Raw genomic sequence first — 20,294 nt, 5'->3', positions numbered from 1 at the left:
CCTTGCCAGGGCGGGGTTTCGTGCGCGGCCCAGCGCCTGGCGGACCGTTTGTTGCGCGTTGCCTGGCCTCTTCGATTTTGTTTGACCTGCCTTGCAAGGGGAGAAAGGATGCGTCATCCGATCCCGACGTTGGCTGCTGCCCCGCGCGGCCTTCGCAGAGGAAATGCCTGATGACGCTGCATGATGTCGCGCTCGACGACAAGTTCGACCTCGGGAAGGAGCGCATCTTCCTGTCCGGCGCGCAGGCGGTCATCCGCTTGCTCCTGATGCAGCGTGAGCGCGACCGCCGCGCTGGTCTCAACACCGCCGGTTTCGTTTCCGGCTATCGCGGTTCGCCGCTCGGCGGCCTCGACATGCAGCTGTGGAAGGCGAAGAAGCAACTTGCCGGGGCCGATATCGTCTTCCAGCCCGGCCTCAACGAAGAGCTTGCCGCCACCGCGTGCTGGGGATCGCAGCAGACGGAATTGCTGGGCGAGGGCACCCATGATGGTGTCTTTTCGGTCTGGTACGGCAAGGGGCCGGGCGTCGATCGTTCAGGCGACGTGTTCCGCCACGCCAATCTCGCTGGTTCGTCGAAGCATGGCGGCGTGCTCGCGCTCATGGGCGACGACCATATGGCCGAATCCTCGACCAATGCGCATGCCACCGAATTCCTGTTCGTCGACGCTATGGTGCCGATCCTCAATCCGGCTGGGGTCCAGGAGATGATCGATTACGGCCTCTATGGCTTTGCCATGTCGCGTTTCGCCGGCACCTGGGCGGCGATCAAATGCGTCAAGGACAACATCGAATCGACGGCCTCTGTCGATGCTTCGCTCGAGCGGTTGAACATCGTCGTGCCGGAGTTCGACATGCCGCCGGGCGGCCTCAACATCCGCCACGAAATCGACATGCTCGGCCAGGAGGAGCGGCTGCACGAATACAAGCGCGCAGCCGCCTCCGCCTTCATCCATGCCAACGGGTTGAACCGCATCGTCTATTCGGGTGGCCGCAACCCGAAGCTCGGCATCATCACGCTGGGCAAGAGCTATCTCGATGTCCGCCAGGCGCTGGAGGATATCGGAATCGACGAGGCGGCCGCCAACCGCATCGGCGTGCGGCTGTTCAAGGTCGGCTGCCCCTGGCCGCTGGACCTGCATCATATTGCGGAGTTTGCACGCGGCCTCGACACCATCATCGTCGTTGAGGAGAAGCGCTCGCTGATCGAGGTGCAACTGCGCGAAGGCCTCTACGGCACCGCCTCGCAGCCGGTTATCGTCGGCAAGAAAGACGAGCGCGGCGACTGGCTGTTCCCGGCCAAGGGCGCGCTCGACCCCAACGAGATCGCGATTGCCCTTGGCGAGAGGATCGTCAAAACCATCGGTGCGTCCGAAGAGATCTCGGCGCGGGTGGCGAAGCTGCGACAGTTCCAGGCGATGCTGGCGGACGCCAGCGATATCGGTTCGCGCACGCCCTTCTTCTGTTCCGGCTGTCCGCACAATTCCTCGACCAAGGTGCCGGACGGCTCGATCGCCGCCGCCGGCATCGGCTGCCATTTCATGGCGCTGTGGATGGACCGCAACACCCTGGGCTTCACGGCCATGGGCGGAGAGGGCGCGCAATGGGTCGGTCAGGCACCGTTCTCCAAGCGTGACCACATCTTCCAGAACCTCGGCGACGGCACCTACAACCATTCCGGTACGCTGGCGATCCGCTTTGCACTGTCGAGCGAAGCCAACATCACCTACAAGATCCTCTATAACGACGCTGTCGCCATGACCGGCGGCCAGCCGCATGAGGGCGGTCTGACGGTGGACATGATCGCCAGGCAGGTGCGGGCCGAAGGCGTCGACCGCATCGCCATCGTCACCGACGAGCCCGACAAATATGCCGGCAAGGCCGAATTCCCGGCTGGTGCCACCATTCACCACCGCGACGACCTTGATCTAGTCCAGCGCGAGCTGCGCGGCGTCAAGGGCGTATCGATCCTGCTCTACGACCAGACCTGTGCCGCCGAAAAGCGCCGCCGCCGCAAGCGCGGCACCTTTCCTGACCCCGACAAGCGCGTCTTCATCAACGAATTGGTCTGTGAAGGCTGCGGCGATTGCGGCGTGCAGTCGAACTGCGTCTCCATCCAGCCGGTCGAGACCGAATTCGGCCGCAAGCGCAAGATCGACCAGTCGAGCTGCAACAAGGATTTCTCTTGCATCAACGGCTTCTGCCCGTCCTTCGTCACCGTGCACGGCGCCAAGATCCGCAAGGCCGAAGGATTGGCCGGCAAGACCGATCCGCTCGACGGCGTGCCCATGCCCGCCGAATTCCCGCTGGGCGCTGAGGGCTGGGCGGCGATCATCGACGGTGTCGGCGGCACCGGCGTCGTCACCGTGGGTGCCGTGCTCGGCATGGCGGCCCATCTCGAGGACAAGGGCTGCGGCATGATCGACATGGCCGGCCTCGCCCAGAAGGGTGGCTCGGTGTTCACCCATGTCCGCATCGCCCGCACGCCGGACGACATCCATGCCATCCGCGTCTCCGCCGGCAAGGCCGATCTCGTGCTTGGCTGCGACCTCGTCGTGTCGGGCGCCAAGAAAGTGCTGACCGCTGTCCGCGAGGGACATACGATCTTCCTCGCCAACACCGCCGAGATCATGCCTGGCGAGTTTGCCCGGTCGGCCGATTTCTCCTTGCCGGTCGAACGGCTGAAGAAGGCGATCCGTGCCGCCGCCGGCGACGAGAAGGCGCATTTCTTCGACGCCACCCGCACCGCCACCACCCTATTCGGCAATTCGCTCGGCGCCAACATGTTCATGCTTGGCTTTGCCTTTCAGCATGGCGGCCTGCCGTTGTCGGCGGAAGCCATTGAAAAGGCTATCGAATTGAACGGCGAAGCGGTGGCGATGAACATCGCCGCCTTCCGCTGGGGCCGCCGCGCCGCACACCAGCCGGATTTTGTGCGCGGTCTCATCACCAAGCCCGGCAAGGTGACGCAGGCAGCTGCGATTGCCGAGACGCTGGACGAGATCATTGCCCGCCGTGTCACCTTCCTGACCGGGTATCAGAACGCCGCCTACGGCAAGCGTTATGCCGACAGGATTTCGGCACTGCGGGCGGCCGAAACGAAGGCCATACCGGGTTCGACCGTTGTGACCGCGGCGGCTGCCAAAAGTCTGTTCAAGCTGATGGCGATCAAGGACGAATACGAGGTGGCGCGGCTCTATACCGACGGCTCCTTCGCCGCCGAGCTTGGAAAGCAGTTCCAGAGCTACGAGAAACTCGAATTCCATCTCACGCCACCCATCATGGGACGGCGCGGCAATGACGGCAAACCGAGGAAATCGAGCTTCGGCCCGTGGATGATGAAGGGTTTTCGCCTGCTTGCGGCGATGAAGGGGCTGCGTGGCACCGCTTTCGACCCGTTCGGGTACACCGGCGAACGGCGCATGGAACGGCAATTGCTGGCTCAATATGAGGCCGACCTGGAATTGGTCGCCAGGTCGCTGGCGCCGGGCAAGGCCGAGGCGGCGGTCGCCCTCGTTTCGATCCCCGCGTTCATCCGTGGCTACGGCCATGTCCGGCAAGCCAGTGCCGAAAGGGCCGCAGGCGAGCGTCAAAGGCTGCTCGAACGCTTGGCGGCGGCGCCGGCAAGGCCCGAGCTTCAGGCCGCCGAATGATCCAAAAAGCGCCTAAAATCAGGCGTTTCAGCCCAGGCTAAAGGTTTTTTAATGGGACTATGCCAAGGCTGGGGCTCATTGGGCGCCAGTAATGGGCAAAACAAAAACCGATAACATCCCAGTGGATGTTTATATCCAGTTTGTGCGCTCGTTGTTCGACAACGCGCATATGCTGGTCATCGGCGCGCTTTGCCACGCTGTAATCAGCCTCATGGTCTACTGGCGCAACGGCCAGCCTATTTTCCTGGCTCTGGCCGGCGCGCTGCTCGGCATCGGCGTCTGGCGCTACTTCAGCCTGCGGCGGTTCCATCGCTCGGGCGGCGAGATGCGCGACGCCGCCGATGCAACGAAGTGGGAGCGCGAATACATCCTGAAGGGCAGCCTTCAAGGGCTGTTGCTGGGGTTCTTTTGCTTCATTTCCATCTATGTCTACTCGGACTCCTATGCCGAGATCGGGGCGCTTTCGGTAACGCTGGCCTCCCTGGTGACTGTGGTCGGCCGAAATTACGGCTCGCCTCGCATGGTCATGATCTTCGCGGTCACCTTCGTCGGGCCGATCGCCGCGGCCCTCATTCTGAGGTTCGACATCCCCTACGTCGTGCTTGGCCTGCTGATCATACCCTTCATGTTCATCATCAAGGGCAGCGCCGACCATGTCCGCAACGTGCTGTTTTCGGCCGTCGTCGGGCACAAGCAGGCGAGGCAGATCGCACAGCGCTTCAACCGCGCCCTCAACACCATGTCGCATGGCCTGGTCATGCTCGGGCCCGACGGCAAGGTCGTCGTCGGCAATGCCGAGGCTGCCCGTCTGATGTCGCTCAAATCGCCGGACCAACTGCTGGGACGGTCGATTCATTCACTGCTGCTGCGCGGCGTTGCCGGCGGCATGCTGGCGCCGAAGGACTGCCGCTATGTCGAGGCGCAGCTGACGCGTGCGCTGCGCGAGGGCCGCGACCGCAAGGTGCTGGTTTCCTTTTCCAACGGTCAGCACTTTGAATTCTCTGCCCGCGAAGGCAACCAGGAATTGGGCGTCATCACTTTTGAAGACGTCACGGCGCGTGTCGAGGCGGAGGACAAGATCCGTTTCATGGCGCGCTACGACAACCTCACCGGCCTGCCAAACCGCGCCTATTTCCATGAGCTGGTCGGCGAATCGATGGCTTCCGGCGAGCGTGATCGCCTGTGCGGCCTGGCCGTGGTCGACCTTGACGATTTCAAGAGCGTCAACGACACCCTCGGCCATCCCGTCGGCGATGGCCTGATCTATGCCGTCGCCGAGCGGCTCGCGGCCATCGCCGGGCGCGGCATCACCGTCAGCCGTTTCGGCGGTGACGAATTCATGATGTTCTTCGACCGTATCGAGGACGAAAGCCACCTGGCCAGCCTGCTCGACCAGATTTTCGCCGACCTGCAGGGCGAGGTCGACGTCGCGGGCCATGGGTTGCGGATCCAGGCCAGTGCCGGCGCGGTGCTGTCCAAAGTCGAGGAGACCGATGTCGACGCCATGATCGTTAAGGCGGACCTGGCGCTTTACAAGGCCAAGGAGCTCGGCAAGAACGGCTGGCGGCTGTTCGAGGCCGCCATGGATGCCGCGTTCCGCAACCGTCAGCTGATGAAGGCGGATTTGCGCACCGCCGTGGAAGGCAAGGGCCTGCGGGTCGTCTATCAGCCGATCGTGGCGATGAACACCATGCGCATCGCCAGCTGCGAGGCGCTGTGCCGCTGGGACCATCCCGATCTCGGGCCGATTTCGCCTAGCGTCTTCATTCCGCTGGCCGAGGAGATGGGCATCATCTCCGAGATCAGCACCTTCGTACTCCAGGCGGCCTGCGCCGAATGCGCCAAGTGGCCCGACCAGACCAGCGTCTCGGTCAATCTTTCCGCCAGGGATTTCCGCAACGGCGACATCATCCGCAAGGTGCGCGATGCGCTTGACTCTTCCGGGCTCGCCGCCGGCCGGCTCGAAATCGAAGTCACCGAAACCGCCCTGCTCGACGACAAGTCCCTGACGCGCCAATATATCGAGGAACTGAAACACCTCGGCGTGCGCATCGCCCTCGACGATTTCGGCACCGGCTATTCAAGCCTGAGCTACCTCCACAAGCTGCCGCTCGACAAGATCAAGATCGACCGGTCGTTCGTGATGGACGTCACCCAGAATCCACGGTCGCTCGAGCTGTTGAAGGGCGTCGTCAACCTGACCCGTATCCTGGGTCTCACCGTCACCATCGAAGGCGTGGAGACGTTCGAGCAGCTCAAAATCCTGCTGCATTCGGTGAAGCCGGATCTTGTCCAAGGCTTCCTGTTCGGCGCGGCGCTCAGCGCGTCGGGCATCGAAGCCATGTCCAATGCGACCTGGCCCTTCGCTGCGGAATTGCAGCCGGCTGCAAAGCGCGCCGCCACCTGAAATCCAGCCATCGAGCCCTGCTTCTCCTCGTATGTGCAATTTACCATTTGTTAACGTTAATTTAGGGTAAACGAAAACGCTCGGAATTTTGCTTCTGGTTTCCGCTGTGCTTCGCTATTGTCGTTGTGCGGCAGTGCGAGGACAAAATGGAAAACAAGTTGTTGGATAAACCCGTTGCGGCGGCTACGGGCAGGGACAAGAATCGCCCCTCGGTCTTCTCAGATCACATCATGGATGTGCTGGAGCATGTGGAGTATCGCCTTTGCGATGGCGCCGAGGATCTTGAGGCGATCTACAGGCTTCGCTACAACTCCTATATTCACGCCGGCATGGTGAAGCCGGATGCCTCCCGCATGGTGAAAGACGACTTCGACGACCTGCCCAATTCCTATCGCTTTGGCGTTTTCTTCGATGGCGCACTCGTCAGCACCATCAGAATCCACTACGCCAGCGCAAGATGTCCTGTCTCACCCAGCACCGATGTCTTCGGCGATGTGCTGGCGCGGCGCCTGGCGGCTGGCGAGACTTTCGTCGACCCGAGCCGGTTCGCTGCCGATCTCGAGTGGTCCAGCAGTCTGCGCGTGCTGCCGTATGTCACCCTCAGGCTGGCGGTGGTTGCTTGCAGCCATTTCAAGCCGACCTATTGCCTGACGGCGATCAAGGAAGAGCATTCGGCCTTCTATCATCGCATCTTCCGATCGGAGCAGGCGGTGCCTCCGCGAAATTATCCCGGACTTACCGTGCCCGTGCATCTGTTCCAATCGAAATGCTCCGAGAACATGCAGGCGACGCTGGACCGCTTTCCATTCTTCAACTCCACGGCATTCGAGCAACGCATGTTGTTCCAACGTCCCAAGAGAGGCGAATTGGCGCCGCTCACCATCTTGCCCACCGCCAAGTATTTCGAAGCAGCCTGACGCGATCTTCAGGCCGCTTGCCTCCCGCATGCCGGCGGCTCGGCCGGGCCGCTTTTTGGCCAGCGTGGATCACGATGGAGCTTTCCAGGCCTGATAGCGTTGTAGGTTGCGGCACCACCGCAAGTTGGTGGCCATCGCCTCAGGAAAGGACCAGGACATGCATATTTCCCAGCTCGCGCTCACGCCGCTTATCTCGCTGATCGCCGGCGTGCTGATCCTCATCATGCCACGGCTGTTGAACTACATCGTCGCGCTCTACCTGATCGTCGTTGGACTGCTCGGGCTCTTCCCGCACCTTGCCAGCTGAAGCAAGCTGTCAGCCGGCGAAGAAGCGCAGGGCTGCGCCGATGATCGCCTCCGGTGCGTCTTCCTGCATGAGATGGCCGGAACCTGGAACAAGCGTCAAGGTGCAATCCGGCAGCATGGCCGCGAGTTTCGCGCCGCTGTCCGGTGATATCCAGTGGTCTTCCTCTCCCCACAGCAAGCTCACCGGGCAGCGGACGTTCTGGTAAAGCGGTTCGACCTCGTCGGTGAAGCGCTGGTCCATCTGCGCGATCTGACGATAGAAGGCCGGCTGGCCAATCGGGCCTCTCCACGGTGCGATGTAGGGTTCCAGGTCAAGGTCCGACAAAGGCCTGGCCGCGGCGCCCAAAACATACGCTTTCAGGATCGCCACCTGTATGTAGTCCGGCGCTCCGGCGAAGGCAGCCTCATGCTGCCGGACATGCTGGACAAAGGACGAGCCCCAAGGCCGCACCGCCACCGGATCGATCAGCAGCAATCTGTCATAGTCGCAGCCGTCGATCAGATGTGCGCGCAACGCCGTGGCGCCGCCGAAATCATGGGCGACGATTTTGGGCCGGTCGAGCCTCCAGAAGGCCAGCATCGCCGTCAGCGCCTTGTTCTGGATGCCCAGCGAAACATCCTGGCCTTCCCGTTTCTCGGATCGCCCATATCCGGGAAGATCATAGAAATACAGCGTATGGTCGCGCGCCAGTTCCGGTGCGACGCGATGCCAGACATGCGAGGAGAACGGCGTACCATGCATGAGCACGATCGGAGGACCAGAGCCGGCAGTCCCCCACGCGATGGTCGCGCCGTTCCAGTCAAGTGTCTGTCTGGGGGTGATCATGGCGCTTCAACCTGGGAGTGTTCATCCGGCGACGATAATCCATCGCGACGCCCTCAAAAACCGCCAAATTCTCACAGCTGGTTCAACGGGATTCACACATGATGCCGACGGCCGGTGACGGCAGAGCGCCCAGGCAAGGGATCGGCCGGCAATCTTCAACTTTCCCTTGAGGCAGTTATCGGCCCCAATGCGGCAATAGCGCCATTGCTCTCCGCCCGGCTTTTCGCTATGTGCCTGAAAGATGTCTTCGAAGGGGTATTCCTATGGCTGATCATACGCCGACCGGTCCTGTAGAGCTGGGCGCGAAGATGGACTATGCCGAGCATGACCGTACCTATGCGGGCTTTCTCATGCTGGCCAAATACGGATCGCTTTTCTGCCTTGGCCTTCTCATCGCGATGGCTTTCGGCTTCTTCGCGGGCGGCTTCTTCTCGGCGACCATCCTGTTCATCCTGATCATGGCCGTCGGCGCCTTCATTCTGCGGTAGACTTTCCAAAACCCTCTTGCCTTGACGTCGCCGGACGCTCCGGCCGACAGTTTGCGCAGACAGGTTCCAGCCGAAAGGATCATGCGGTGGGACAGACGGTTTTCATCCCTCGTGAGCTCGATGCGAACGAGCCGCGTGTCGCGGCCTCGCCCGATACGGTGAAACGGCTGGCGGGGCTGGGCTTCGATGTGATTGTCGAAACCGGCGCCGGTACCAGGTCGCGCATCCCCGACGAAGAGTTTGCCAAGGCAGGGGCTGGCGTCGGCAAGGCCGAGGATGTCGCCAGGGCCGATGTCGTGCTGAAGGTTCGCCGGCCGACGGATGCCGAGCTGAAGAGCTACAAATCCGGCTCCGCCGTCATCGCCATCATGGATCCCTACGGCAATGATGCCGCTGTCGCCGCCCTGGCCAGGGCCGGCGTCACCGCCTTCTCGATGGAGTTCATGCCGCGCATCACCCGGGCGCAATCGATGGACGTTTTGTCCTCGCAGGCCAATCTTGCCGGCTACCAGGCGGTGATCGACGGCGCCTCGGAATATGATCGCGCCTTGCCGATGATGATGACGGCGGCAGGCACGGTGCCGGCGGCGAAAGTCTTCATCATGGGCGTCGGCGTCGCCGGCCTGCAGGCGATCGCCACCGCGCGCCGCCTCGGTGCGGTCGTCACCGCCACCGACGTGCGCCCCGCCGCCAAGGAACAGGTCGCATCGCTCGGCGCAAAATTCCTGGCCGTCGAGGACGACGAGTTCAAGGCCGCCGAAACCGCCGGCGGCTATGCCAAGGAAATGTCCAAGGAATACCAGGCCAAGCAGGCCGCGCTCACCGCCGAGCACATCGCCAAGCAGGACATCGTCATCACCACCGCGCTTATCCCCGGCCGGCCGGCGCCGAAGCTGGTGTCGGCGGCGATGGTCGCCTCGATGAAGCCGGGCTCGGTGCTCGTCGATCTCGCCGTCGAGCGCGGCGGCAATGTCGAGGGCGCCGAAGCCGGCAAGGTGGTGACCACGGCCAACGGGGTCAAGATCGTCGGCCACCTCAATGTGCCCGGCCGCGTCGCCGCCTCCGCCTCGCTGCTCTATGCCAGGAACCTGTTCGCCTTCCTCGAGACGCTTGTCGACAAGACGAGCAAGACGCTCGCCATCAAACGCGACGATGAACTGGTCAAGGCAACGATGCTGACCGACGGCGGCAAGGTGGTCCATCCGGCCTTCGCCAAGGCCGACCAGCAGCCTTATGTCGAGCCGGCCGCGATCCCCGCCACGACCATGGTCGCCGACGCTTCGGCATCGCCGAAAAAGTCCGCACCCGGGAAAACCACCGCGTCCAAGTCGCCCGCATCCAAGTCGCCCAAGTCGAAAGGCACAGCGTGATGGATCAGACCCTGCAAAAAGCCCTCGACCAGCTCGATCAGGCAAGTGCTGCCGTCCGACTGGCGGTGCAGAACCTGGCAAACGCTCCAGGCGGCGCCGATGCGGCGGGTAATGCCGCGCACGCACTCTCCGGCGGCGCCATCGACCCCTTCGTCTTCCGCTTCGCCATCTTCGTGCTGGCGATCTTCGTCGGCTACTACGTCGTCTGGTCGGTGACGCCGGCGCTGCACACGCCGCTGATGGCTGTCACCAATGCCATCTCGTCGGTCATCGTCGTCGGCGCGCTGCTTGCTGTCGGCATCGCCGCTTCCGGCGTTGCCGCCGGTTTCGGCTTCGTCGCGCTGATGCTGGTCTCGGTCAACATCTTCGGCGGCTTCCTCGTCACCCAGCGCATGCTGGCCATGTACAAGAAGAAGGACAAGTGACGTGACCGTCAATCTCGCTTCCTTCCTCTATCTGGTCTCAGGCATCCTGTTCATTCTGGCGCTGCGCGGCTTGTCGCACCCGACCACCAGCCGCCAGGGCAACCTCTACGGCATGATCGGCATGGGCATCGCCATCGCCACCACGCTGGCGCTGGCAACCCCTTCCGCCGGCCGTTTTGGCCTCATCGTGCTCGGCCTCGCCATTGGCGGCGGCGTCGGCGCCGTTACCGCGCGCCGCATCGCCATGACCTCGATGCCGCAGCTGGTCGCCGCCTTCCACTCGCTCGTCGGCCTCGCCGCCGTCATGGTGGCGGCCGCGGCGATTTATGCACCGGAAAGCTTCGGCATCGGCACCGCGGGCGACATCCATGCCCAGGCGCTGGTCGAGATGAGCCTGGGTGTAGCGATCGGCGCCATCACCTTCACGGGCTCGGTCATCGCCTTCCTCAAGCTCGATGGCCGCATGTCCGGCAAGCCGATCATGATCGGCGGCCGCCATTTCATCAACGCCGCACTCGGCGTTGCGCTGATCGTGCTGATCGTGCTTCTGGTCACCACGGAATCGAAGCTGGTCTTCTGGCTGATCGTCGCCGCCTCGCTGGTACTGGGCGTGCTGCTGATCATCCCGATCGGCGGCGCCGACATGCCCGTCGTCGTGTCGATGCTGAATTCTTACTCGGGCTGGGCCGCTGCGGCGCTCGGCTTTACGCTGGGCAATCTGGCGCTGATCATCACCGGTGCGCTGGTCGGTTCGTCCGGCGCGATCCTGTCCTACATCATGTGCAAGGGCATGAACCGGTCCTTTATCTCGGTCATCCTCGGCGGCTTCGGCGGCGAGACGGCGGCGGCAGCTGACGACGGCATCGAGCGCACGGTCAAGCAGGGTTCGGCCGACGACGCCGCCTACCTGATGATGAACGCGCAGAAGGTGATCATCGTGCCCGGCTACGGCATGGCGGTCGCACAGGCGCAGCACGCGCTGCGTGAAATGGCCGACAAGCTCAAGGCCAATGGCGTCGACGTCAAATACGCCATCCACCCGGTCGCCGGCCGCATGCCCGGCCACATGAACGTGCTGCTCGCCGAGGCCAACGTGCCTTACGACGAGGTGTTCGAATTGGAGGATATCAACTCCGAATTCGCGCAGGCTGACGTCGCCTATGTCATCGGCGCCAACGACGTCACCAACCCGTCCGCGCGCGACGACAAGTCGTCGCCCATCTACGGCATGCCGATCCTTGATGTCGACAAGGCGCGCACCTGTCTGTTCGTCAAGCGCTCGCTCGGCTCCGGCTATGCCGGCATCGACAACACGCTGTTCTACAAGGACGGCACCATGATGCTGCTCGGCGACGCCAAGAAGATGACAGAAGAGATCGTCAAGGCCATGGATCACTGATCTCAGGCGAACGGCGAGAGCCACAACCATATCCAAGAAAAGCCCGGCTCGACGCCGGGCTTTTCTCTTGTCTAGGTTGAGAATGGATGCTCAGCGGCTGGTCAGGAAAACCGCTTCCTCTTCGTCGCGCTGCCTGCCGCCCAAAGCCGCCGCAGCGCTGGCGATGAAGGCGCCGACAACCAGCGACAACGCTCCCAGAAGCGCGAAGGTGGCACTTGCCTTCCTGGCGGTGTCCGCCGCCTGCTTGGCCTTGACCTTGGCGTCCTGGGCCTTCGCCAGGATCGCATCGACCCTTGCCTTGGCGTCGGCCTCGGACAGGCCGGTGCGGGCCGCGACCAGCTGCGACAGGTAGGTTTTGTCGTCGGCCGAAATTTCGCCCGCCGCGGCGCTGGCGATCAGGATGCGCGACGCCTGCGATGCGGCGGCCGCGTCGTTTTGCGGATTGGTGGCGGCGAGCTTGCTCGGATCGGCCGGGCGGAACAGCGAATCCACGAAATAGGAGGTCGCATTGTCGGCGGATGCCGAGCCGGCATTGCCGGCGGCGCCGGCCGATGCACCCATCGCGGCACCCGATACCACCGTCGACGCTGCCTGCACGCCCGAGCCCAGTATCGATGTCAGCGCCGAGCCGAGCACCCCGACGACGAGCAGCGTTGCCAGTGCCCAGGCCAGGAATCCGTGTGCGGTGTCACGAAAGAACACCTCGTCCGTGTGGATATCGACCCATTTGGTGCGCATCCGTCCCGCGAGATAGCCGCCGACACCCGATGACAGCCATTGCACCACGACCAGCCAGATTGCGCTCGAGACCGCGAAAGTGGTGATCGAGGCGCCTGAGCCAGACCAAGGCGAAACCATGGTCAGCCCCAGCCCGGAGCCGAGCAGCATCAACATGAAGCTCAACGTCGATGCCGCGAAAGCACCGGCGATGATCGGACCCCAGCTGATCGCCGAGGCGGAGGATTCGGTTGAAACGGGAACATCGACAGCCGACAGGGTGGACTGCATGACGGCCCCCTATCGCGCGAACAGCATGATGAGGATGATGATCGGGATAGGAACCCCAAGCAACCAGAGCAGAATGCCGCGACCCATGAATGCCTCCTGAGAAATCGTGATCGATGGTGTCACAATGTCCCGGATGGTCTTCCGTTCCAGTGGCTTATGAAATGTTTGGTTGGCGTCCGAGAGAGGATCGGCGCACCTGGTGCGCCGATCTTAAAAGACAAGGATGGGTTCTAGATATCCAGGTTGGCCACCGACAGCGCGTTGTCCTGGATGAATTCACGTCTAGGCTCGACTTCGTCGCCCATCAGGCGCGAGAACAGGCTGTCGGCGTCCGTCGCGTCGCTGACCTTGACCTGCAGCAGCGAGCGAACATTCGGGTCGAGCGTGGTCTCCCAGAGCTGCTCGGCATTCATCTCGCCGAGACCCTTGTAGCGCTGCATGGTCAGTCCCTTGCGGCCTGTCGCAAAGACCGCGTTGAGCAGCGCCAGCGGCCCCGAAACGGTTTCGGCGACATCCTTGCGGCGCAGCACCGGCGGCGTCCCATAGACTTCGCTGAGACGCTGCGCGTAGCGGTCGAGCTGGCGGGCGTCGGCCGAATTGATCAGCGCCATGTCGAGATGGGCGTATTCCTTGACGCTGCGCACCGTGCGTTCGAACACATAGCCGCCGCTGCCCTCATTGGAGGTCGACATGCGGCCGGTCCAGCCGCGCTCCGTGTCCTCGGCGATGATGTCGAGACGTTGTGCGATCCGCTCCGCCATGGCGTTGGCGCGGGCAAGGTCATTGAAGATTTCGGGGTTGAGGCCGCCGGCGATCGCCGCCTGCTCGACGACGTTGCGGTTGTAGCGCGTGTGCAGGCCGTTGATGAGCTGGCGCACTGCCAGCGCGTCGTCGACGGCACCGTGCAGATCCTGCCCGGTCCGCACCTCGGCCGAGCCGAGCGTAAGCGAGGCTTCCTCCAGGCCTGAATCGATCAGGAATTCCTCGAAGGCGCTCTCATTCTTGATGTATTGCGAGCTCTTCCCGCGCGTCACTTTGTAGAGCGGCGGTTGGGCGATGTAGAGATGGCCGCGCTCGATCAGCTCCGGCATCTGCCGGAAGAAGAAGGTGAGCAGCAAGGTCCTGATATGGGCGCCGTCGACGTCGGCGTCGGTCATCAGGATGATCTTGTGATAGCGCAGCTTGTCGGCGTTGAACTCGTCCTTGCCGATCGAGGTACCGAGCGCGGTGATCAGCGTGCCGATCATGTCGGAGCTCAGCATACGATCGAAGCGCGCGCGCTCGACATTGAGGATCTTGCCGCGCAGGGGCAGGATGGCCTGGTTCTGGCGCGAGCGGCCGCCCTTGGCCGAGCCGCCCGCCGAGTCACCCTCGACGATGAAGATTTCCGATTTTGCGGGGTCGCGCTCCTGGCAGTCGGCCAGCTTGCCGGGCAGGGAGGTGACGCCCAGCGAGGTCTTGCGGGTGATGTCGCGGGCCTTGCGCGCGGCTTCGCGCGCCGCCGCGGCCTGGATCACCTTCTCGACCACCACCTTACCCTCGGTCGGATGCTCCTCCAGCCAGGTGCCCAGCGCCTCGTTGACCAGTCCTTCGACCACTGGGCGGACTTCCGAGGAAACCAGCTTGTCCTTGGTCTGCGAGGAGAATTTCGGATCGGGAACCTTGACCGACAGCACGGCCGTCAGGCCTTCGCGGCAATCATCGCCGATCAGCGAGACCTTTTCCTTCTTGGTCAGGCCCGAGGATTCGCCATAGCCGGTGATCTGACGCGTCAGCGCGCCGCGGAAGCCGGCGAGATGGGTGCCGCCGTCGCGCTGTGGGATGTTGTTGGTGAAGGCCAGCACGTTTTCGTGGTAGCTGTCGTTCCACCACATCGCCACTTCGACGGTGATGCCGTCGCGCTCGGCCCGGATGGCGATCGGCTTCTCGATCAGCGGTTTCTTGACCCGGTCGAGATATTTGACGAATTCCTCAAGGCCACCATCATAATGCAGTTCATGGCGCACGATGTCGGCATGGCGGGCATCGGTCAGAACGATGCGCACGCCCGAATTGAGGAAGGCGAGCTCGCGCAGCCGATGCTCCAGCGTGCCGAAGTCGAACTCGACCATCGTGAAGGTCTCGGCCGACGGAAAGAACGTGATCTCGCTGCCGCTGCGGCCCTCATTGGTGCCAGGGCGCTTGTCCTGTTCGTAGCTGCCGGTCGCCTTCAGCGGCGCGTCGGCATTGCCGTGTGTGAAGCTCATCTCATAGATCTGGCCGTTGCGGCGGATTCTGAGCTTCAGCCAGGCCGACAGCGCGTTGACCACCGAGACGCCGACGCCGTGCAGGCCGCCCGACACCTTGTAGGAATTCTGGTCGAATTTACCGCCGGCATGCAGCTGCGTCATGATCACTTCGGCCGCCGAAATGCCCTCGCTGGGGTGGATATCGGTGGGAATGCCGCGGCCATTGTCGATCACGGTGACCGAACCGTCGGGATTGAGCGTTACCGAAACCAGGTCGGCATGGCCGGCCAGCGCCTCGTCGATGGCGTTGTCCACCACCTCATAAACCATGTGGTGCAGGCCCGAACCGTCGTCGGTGTCGCCAATATACATGCCGGGACGTTTGCGGACGGCGTCCAAGCCCTTCAAAACCTTGATGGAATCGGCGCCGTATTCGGCTGCAGCGCCGTTGGCGTTCTCAGTCTGGTCGCTCATGAAAACCTGTTGTCTAGAGGCCGCTAGTGCAACGGGAAAAACTGCCCCCGAATCGCGCGTCTGATATAGCTTAGATATAGGCGCTAAAGGCGGTTTTTCCAAGGTTTGCGGGCATTTCCCCGGGATGGGCCGGCCGTGCGGGACCGGCTCCCGCCGGGCTCTATTTCGCCTGGCCACACGGTCCCTGAGAAACGTGATCGTGAACTTGTAGCGCGGCGCACGCCGCCCGGCCCGGTCGGGATCCAGCGTCAGGTCAGCCAGCGCGCATCGGTTTCAGCGCCTCGCTCCAGCGCAGCAGCTCGTCCAGCATCGTCCTGGTGCCGCCAGCCACCTGTTCACTGGCGTTGAAGGCGCCGTCCTCATCAAGCAGTTTCTGGTACATCGGCAGCGCGACGCCTTCCGGGATGGGCATGATGCCAACCGACGTCAGCAGCGGCTTCAGGGCCTGCGCCGCGCGCAGGCCGCCGGAGACGCCGCCATAGCTGAAAATGGCGGCAGGCTTGTATTTCCATTCACGCGCCAGGTAGTCGATCGCGTTGACGATCGCGGGTGCCGCGAAATAATTGTATTCCGGCGCGACGAAGACAAAGGCGTCGGCGGCGTCGATCGCCTTCGACCAGGCCTTGGTGTGGTCGTTCTGGTAGTTGCCAAGCCTCGGATGATGCGGCTCATCCAGCACCGGCAATTTGAACGCGGCAATGTCGGTCAGAACCGGCGCGAATTTCCCGTGCTCGCGCGCGAATGCCTCCAGCCACTCGGCAAAAACCGGGCCGGCGCGACCGGGTCGCGTGCTGCCGATGACGATGTTCAACTGGTGCTTCAAGGCGGGCTCCTTAGCTTGGTGGTATCTGTTGGTGACTGTCCCTACGGCAGAGCGTTCAGGCGGACAAGGTCAGACCGTTGCCGGAATGGTCACGATCGGATGAATGGACAGTCTGCCTTCGCGTCTCCTGCCGTCGTGGTTCGGTCCACCGTTCAGTCACATGGACGCCCGGATTGCCAGTCACTACATTAACGGCGATAGCGGAGCCCTTTCATGGACACTCAGCCGGCCCCCTTCGTTCCTCCCGCGCCGAAGCCGCGCACGTCGCCGCCTTCGACGCTGGAGATGATCCGCATCGTCTACCGCAATCCGCTCGAACTGTGGGGCGAGCCGACCTACAACGAACCGTGGATTTCGGTGAACGGCGTCGGCGGACCGCTGGTCATTGCCAACGATCCCGGTCTCATCCGCCACGTGCTGGTCGACAATGCCAAGAACTACAGGATGGCCACGGTGCGCCAGAAGATCCTGCGGCCGATCCTGCGTGATGGCCTGCTGACCACCGAGGGCGAGGTCTGGAGGCGGTCGCGCAAGGCGATGGCGCCCGTGTTCACGCCACGCCACATCTTCGGCTTCGCTCAGCCGATGCTCAAGCGCACGCTGGAGTTCGTCACGCGCTACGAAGCGGGCGGCACGTCCGATATCGCCCATGACATGACGCTGCTCACCTATGACATCCTGGCCGAGACGCTGTTCTCCGGCGAGATATCAGGAGAGCCGGGCAGTTTTGCCAATGAGATCGACCGCCTGTTCGAGACCATGGGACGCGTCGACCCCCTCGACCTGCTGCGCGCGCCCGACTGGCTGCCCCGGCTGACCCGCATCCGCGGCCGCAAGACCATGGCCTATTTCCGCAAGATCGTCACCGACACGGTCAAGATGCGCGAAGAGAAGGTCAGGCGCGATCCCGATGCCGCGCCGCAGGATTTCCTGACTCTGCTGCTCAAGGCCGAGGGCCCGGAGGGGCTGACGCGCTCGGAAGTCGAGGACAACATCATCACCTTCATCGGCGCCGGCCATGAGACGACCGCGCGCGCGCTTGGCTGGACGCTTTATTGCCTCGCCGAATCGCCATGGGAACGCGACCGGGTCGAGCAGGAGATCGACCAGATGCTGGCGCGCGAATCCGATCCGACGAAGTGGCTCGATGCCATGCCGTTGACACGCGCCGCCTTCGACGAGGCGCTCAGGCTCTATCCGCCGGCGCCTTCCATCAACCGCGAGCCGATCGTGCCGGAGATGTGGAAGGAGCTTTACATCCCCAAACATGCGGCCGTGCTGGTCATGCCCTGGGTCGTCCATCGTCACAGGAAGCTTTGGGACCGGCCCGATGCCTTCCTGCCCGAGCGTTTCCACCCGGGAAACCGTGAAAAGATCGATCGCTTCCAGTATCTGCCGTTTGGCGCGGGGCCGCGCGTCTGCATCGGCGCCAGTTTCGCCATGCAGGAGGCGATCATCGCGCTCGCCATCCTCTTGTCACGCTTCCGCTTCGATACCACGGCCGAGACCAAGCCCTGGCCGGTGCAGAAACTGACGACGCAACCGCAAGGCGGGCTGCCGATGCAGGTGACGCCTCGCCGTCATTGAGAGGCCGTCATTGAGAGGTAGGACCTCTCCGGAATTATACGGCGGGCCTGCGTTGCTGGAACTGGCCGGCGGCGCGGAAGCGCCAGAGATAACTCGGCAGGATCGTCGCGATCGATTGCGGCTGGATGCCAAGCCCCACCAATGTCCGGTTGGCCCTGGCCGCGGCTTCCGAAACGACGTTGTGCTCGCGCAACTGCATCACCTGGTCCTTGGTCAGCAGCGGATTAGGCAAGAGGCCGAGGATCGAAGCCTGGATGTTGGCCACCCACCACGGCACGGGCATCAGCAGGCGTCTGCGCTCGATCACGGTGAGCAGCTCCTGCATGCATTCCTTGAAGGTGAGCACATTGGGGCCGCCAAGCTCGTAGATATGGCCACCATCGACCTTGCCGTCGACCGAGCGCGCCACCGCTTCGGCGACGTCGCCGACATAGACCGGCTGGAACTTGGTCCGGCCGCCGCCGATCAGCGGCAGCACCGGCGAATAGCGCGCCATGCCGGCAAAGCGGTTGAAGAAACTGTCTTCCGGCCCGAAATTGATCGACGGCCGGAAGATCACGGCGTCGTTGATCGTCTCCAGCACGGCCTTCTCGCCAAGTGCCTTGGTGCGCGCGTAGTTCGATTCGGAGTTCGCATCGGCGCCAAGCGCCGAAATATGGGTGAACCCGGCGCCGACGGAGCGCGCGGCCTCGGCAATGGCGCGGGCGCCGAACTCATGCACGGCGGAGAATTTCTGGCGGCCGCTTTCATGCAGGATGGCGACGAGGTTGACGACATGGTCGGCACCTTGCACGGCGCGGTCGACCGACCAGCGCACGCGCACATTGGCCTGCACCGGCTGGATCTGGCCGACATTGCCGAGCGGCTGTAGGTGGCCGGCAAGATCGGGCCGCCGGCAGGCGACCCGGATACGATAGCCGTGCTTGGCCAGCGCCCGCACGACATGGCGGCCGACAAAACCTGACCCGCCGAAGACGACGACGAGCTTTGGGGTCTGCAGGATTTCTGTCATGGCGGGCTCCGGCGCACTTTCCAGATGGCTTGGCTGAAGCCGTTTCATAGTCCGTTTTGCGCCAAAGGCAAAGGGCGACGCGTCGTCGCTGTCCCCCTTGTTTTTCGAGCAATTCCAGGAACGCAGAAAACCCCGCCGAAGCGGGGTTTTCCGGGTGACGTTCGCGCCGAAAACAGGGTCCAACGAGGCGGCCTGACCTGAGACGGCATCAAGACGGCGTGAAGCAAGCACGCCGGCCCCAGCCCTGGAGACATTCGACCTGAAGGCACCGACCGGGCAAACCCGACCCGGACAGACATCTGTGGTCACAACGGATAGAAAGGTTCACCGAGGCGCGGAAATTCGTCGATTTCAGGCCGAGTAGCGCTCGGCGAATTCGGAAATGCGCTGTATCACCGTCTTGGGCGCGGTGATGCCGCGTGCCTGTGCCTTCTCGGCCGCTTCGGCCCGGGCCCGCCCCGGCACATGCACGCCGTAGCGGCGGCGAAGACGGTCGAGCTGGCCCTTCATCCGCTGTTCGAAATCCGGATCGAGCAGCTTCGGCTCGACGGCAAGCACGAACAGGCCGGTTCCGGGACTGTCCGGGCCGCCGCTGAACCATGGCGCGTCGAGCGACCAGTTGGCGCCCGACAGGCCTGCCGCCAGCACTTCGACCATCAGCGCGATGTTGGCGCCGCGCTGGCCGCCAAAGGCCAGCATGGCGCCCTTCATGGCGGCGGCCGGATCGGTGGTCGGGTTGCCGCTGGCGTCCAGCGCCCAGCCTTCAGGGATTTTCTTGCCGTCTTCGGCCGCCTTGCGGATGTTGACGAAGGCGGTGGCGCTCGACGACTGGTCGATGACCAGCGGCGCGCCATCGGCCGCGGGCGCGGCAAACGACATCGGATTGGTGCAATAGACCGGCTTGACCGAACCCGAACCAGCAAGCACGGCCGGGCCGTTGGTGGCCGCGAACGATACCAGTCCCTGTGCGGCCAGCCGGCCGGTGAAGTAGCCGAGCGCGCCGCATGTATAGGCGTTCTTCTGCGAAAAGATGGCGACACCGAACAGTCGTGCCGCCTTGGCAAGATCGTCGATCGTGCGGTCGAAGCCCGTATGCGCCAATCCGCCACGCGCGTCGGAGAGATAAACGGCCAGCGCCGGCCTGGTGATGACCGGATCGGCATTGCCGTCGATGCGGCCGGCCTCGATCGCTTCGAGATAATCGATGAAATGCGTCAGGCCGACGCTTGCAAGTCCTTCCGCCTCGGCAGCGACGATGGACGCCGCGAGCGATTGCGCGGCTTCTTCGTTGGCGCCGGCGCCGAGCGCCGCCATCCGGCACAATCCTGTTGCCTGGTCGAGACTGAGTTGCATCGTCGTTGCCTCTGGTGAGTG

15 protein-coding genes are annotated in these 20,294 nt (G+C 63.4%); 9 read left to right on the top strand and 6 right to left on the bottom strand.

The genetic code is table 11. From position 1 onward, the window contains the following. The first annotated feature begins 170 nt into the window (after positions 1 to 170). From FJ938_RS16185 to FJ938_RS16170, 4 genes are all read left to right on the top strand, one after another. On the top strand, positions 171 to 3,650 hold the full coding sequence (locus FJ938_RS16185; RefSeq protein WP_140695324.1) for an indolepyruvate ferredoxin oxidoreductase family protein: 3,480 nt from the start codon (positions 171 to 173) through the stop codon (positions 3,648 to 3,650). 91 nt (positions 3,651 to 3,741) lie between these two features. Next, positions 3,742 to 6,057, top strand: a complete 2,316-nt coding sequence (locus tag FJ938_RS16180; protein WP_140695322.1) for an EAL domain-containing protein — start codon at positions 3,742 to 3,744, stop codon at positions 6,055 to 6,057. A 161-nt stretch (positions 6,058 to 6,218) separates the two neighbouring features. Beyond that, positions 6,219 to 6,974 (top strand): hypothetical protein, encoded by a 756-nt coding sequence (locus FJ938_RS16175; protein ID WP_319022895.1) that lies wholly within the window; start codon positions 6,219 to 6,221, stop codon positions 6,972 to 6,974. 157 nt (positions 6,975 to 7,131) lie between these two features. Continuing rightward, the gene (locus tag FJ938_RS16170) at positions 7,132 to 7,281 is read left to right on the top strand and encodes a DUF3096 domain-containing protein (RefSeq protein WP_140606758.1); all 150 of its coding nucleotides are present in this window, start codon (positions 7,132 to 7,134) and stop codon (positions 7,279 to 7,281) included. 9 nt (positions 7,282 to 7,290) lie between these two features. Here FJ938_RS16170 and FJ938_RS16165 read toward each other — a convergent pair whose 3' ends face one another. Beyond that, positions 7,291 to 8,106 (bottom strand): alpha/beta hydrolase, encoded by an 816-nt coding sequence (locus tag FJ938_RS16165; RefSeq protein ID WP_140606759.1) that lies wholly within the window; start codon positions 8,104 to 8,106, stop codon positions 7,291 to 7,293. A gap of 263 nt (positions 8,107 to 8,369) precedes the next feature. Here FJ938_RS16165 and FJ938_RS16160 point away from each other — a divergent pair, with 263 nt between their 5' ends. The 4 genes from FJ938_RS16160 (at position 8,370) to FJ938_RS16145 (ending at position 11,788) form a co-directional block, all read left to right on the top strand. Next, positions 8,370 to 8,594 (top strand): aa3-type cytochrome c oxidase subunit IV, encoded by a 225-nt coding sequence (locus FJ938_RS16160; protein ID WP_140606760.1) that lies wholly within the window; start codon positions 8,370 to 8,372, stop codon positions 8,592 to 8,594. 86 nt (positions 8,595 to 8,680) lie between these two features. After that, complete coding sequence (locus FJ938_RS16155; RefSeq protein WP_140695317.1) at positions 8,681 to 9,964, top strand: Re/Si-specific NAD(P)(+) transhydrogenase subunit alpha; 1,284 nt, start codon at positions 8,681 to 8,683, stop codon at positions 9,962 to 9,964. Continuing rightward, entirely contained in the window at positions 9,961 to 10,389 is a 429-nt protein-coding gene (locus tag FJ938_RS16150; RefSeq protein WP_171026131.1) for a proton-translocating transhydrogenase family protein, read from the top strand. Before FJ938_RS16155 ends, FJ938_RS16150 begins: the two co-directional genes overlap by 4 nt. A gap of 1 nt (position 10,390) precedes the next feature. Beyond that, positions 10,391 to 11,788, top strand: a complete 1,398-nt coding sequence (locus tag FJ938_RS16145; protein WP_140695314.1) for an NAD(P)(+) transhydrogenase (Re/Si-specific) subunit beta — start codon at positions 10,391 to 10,393, stop codon at positions 11,786 to 11,788. A gap of 90 nt (positions 11,789 to 11,878) precedes the next feature. Here the strand turns inward: FJ938_RS16145 and FJ938_RS16140 are convergent, their stop codons facing one another. From FJ938_RS16140 to FJ938_RS16130, 3 genes are all read right to left on the bottom strand, one after another. Next, the gene (locus tag FJ938_RS16140; protein WP_140695311.1) at positions 11,879 to 12,796 is read right to left on the bottom strand and encodes a hypothetical protein; all 918 of its coding nucleotides are present in this window, start codon (positions 12,794 to 12,796) and stop codon (positions 11,879 to 11,881) included. Between the two features lie 230 nt (positions 12,797 to 13,026). Then, the gene (gene gyrB, locus FJ938_RS16135; RefSeq protein ID WP_140695308.1) at positions 13,027 to 15,498 is read right to left on the bottom strand and encodes a DNA topoisomerase (ATP-hydrolyzing) subunit B; all 2,472 of its coding nucleotides are present in this window, start codon (positions 15,496 to 15,498) and stop codon (positions 13,027 to 13,029) included. Positions 15,499 to 15,751: 253 nt separating this feature from the next. Next, positions 15,752 to 16,321, bottom strand: coding sequence for an NADPH-dependent FMN reductase (locus FJ938_RS16130; protein ID WP_140695305.1), 570 nt, complete (start codon positions 16,319 to 16,321; stop codon positions 15,752 to 15,754). Between the two features lie 213 nt (positions 16,322 to 16,534). Between FJ938_RS16130 and FJ938_RS16125 the strand changes: the two genes are divergently transcribed. Then, positions 16,535 to 17,908, top strand: coding sequence for a cytochrome P450 (locus FJ938_RS16125; RefSeq protein ID WP_140695302.1), 1,374 nt, complete (start codon positions 16,535 to 16,537; stop codon positions 17,906 to 17,908). A gap of 34 nt (positions 17,909 to 17,942) precedes the next feature. Here FJ938_RS16125 and FJ938_RS16120 read toward each other — a convergent pair whose 3' ends face one another. After that, positions 17,943 to 18,920, bottom strand: a complete 978-nt coding sequence (locus FJ938_RS16120; protein WP_140695299.1) for a complex I NDUFA9 subunit family protein — start codon at positions 18,918 to 18,920, stop codon at positions 17,943 to 17,945. 351 nt (positions 18,921 to 19,271) lie between these two features. Further along, positions 19,272 to 20,273, bottom strand: coding sequence for an Ldh family oxidoreductase (locus FJ938_RS16115; RefSeq protein WP_140695297.1), 1,002 nt, complete (start codon positions 20,271 to 20,273; stop codon positions 19,272 to 19,274). Positions 20,274 to 20,294 lie beyond the last annotated feature (21 nt).

Source organism: Mesorhizobium sp. B2-4-14, from assembly GCF_006442155.1.
Lineage (GTDB): Bacteria > Pseudomonadota > Alphaproteobacteria > Rhizobiales > Rhizobiaceae > Mesorhizobium.
The sequence above is the reverse complement of the archived record's forward strand: the minus strand, read 5'-3'. Positions and strand labels throughout refer to the sequence as shown.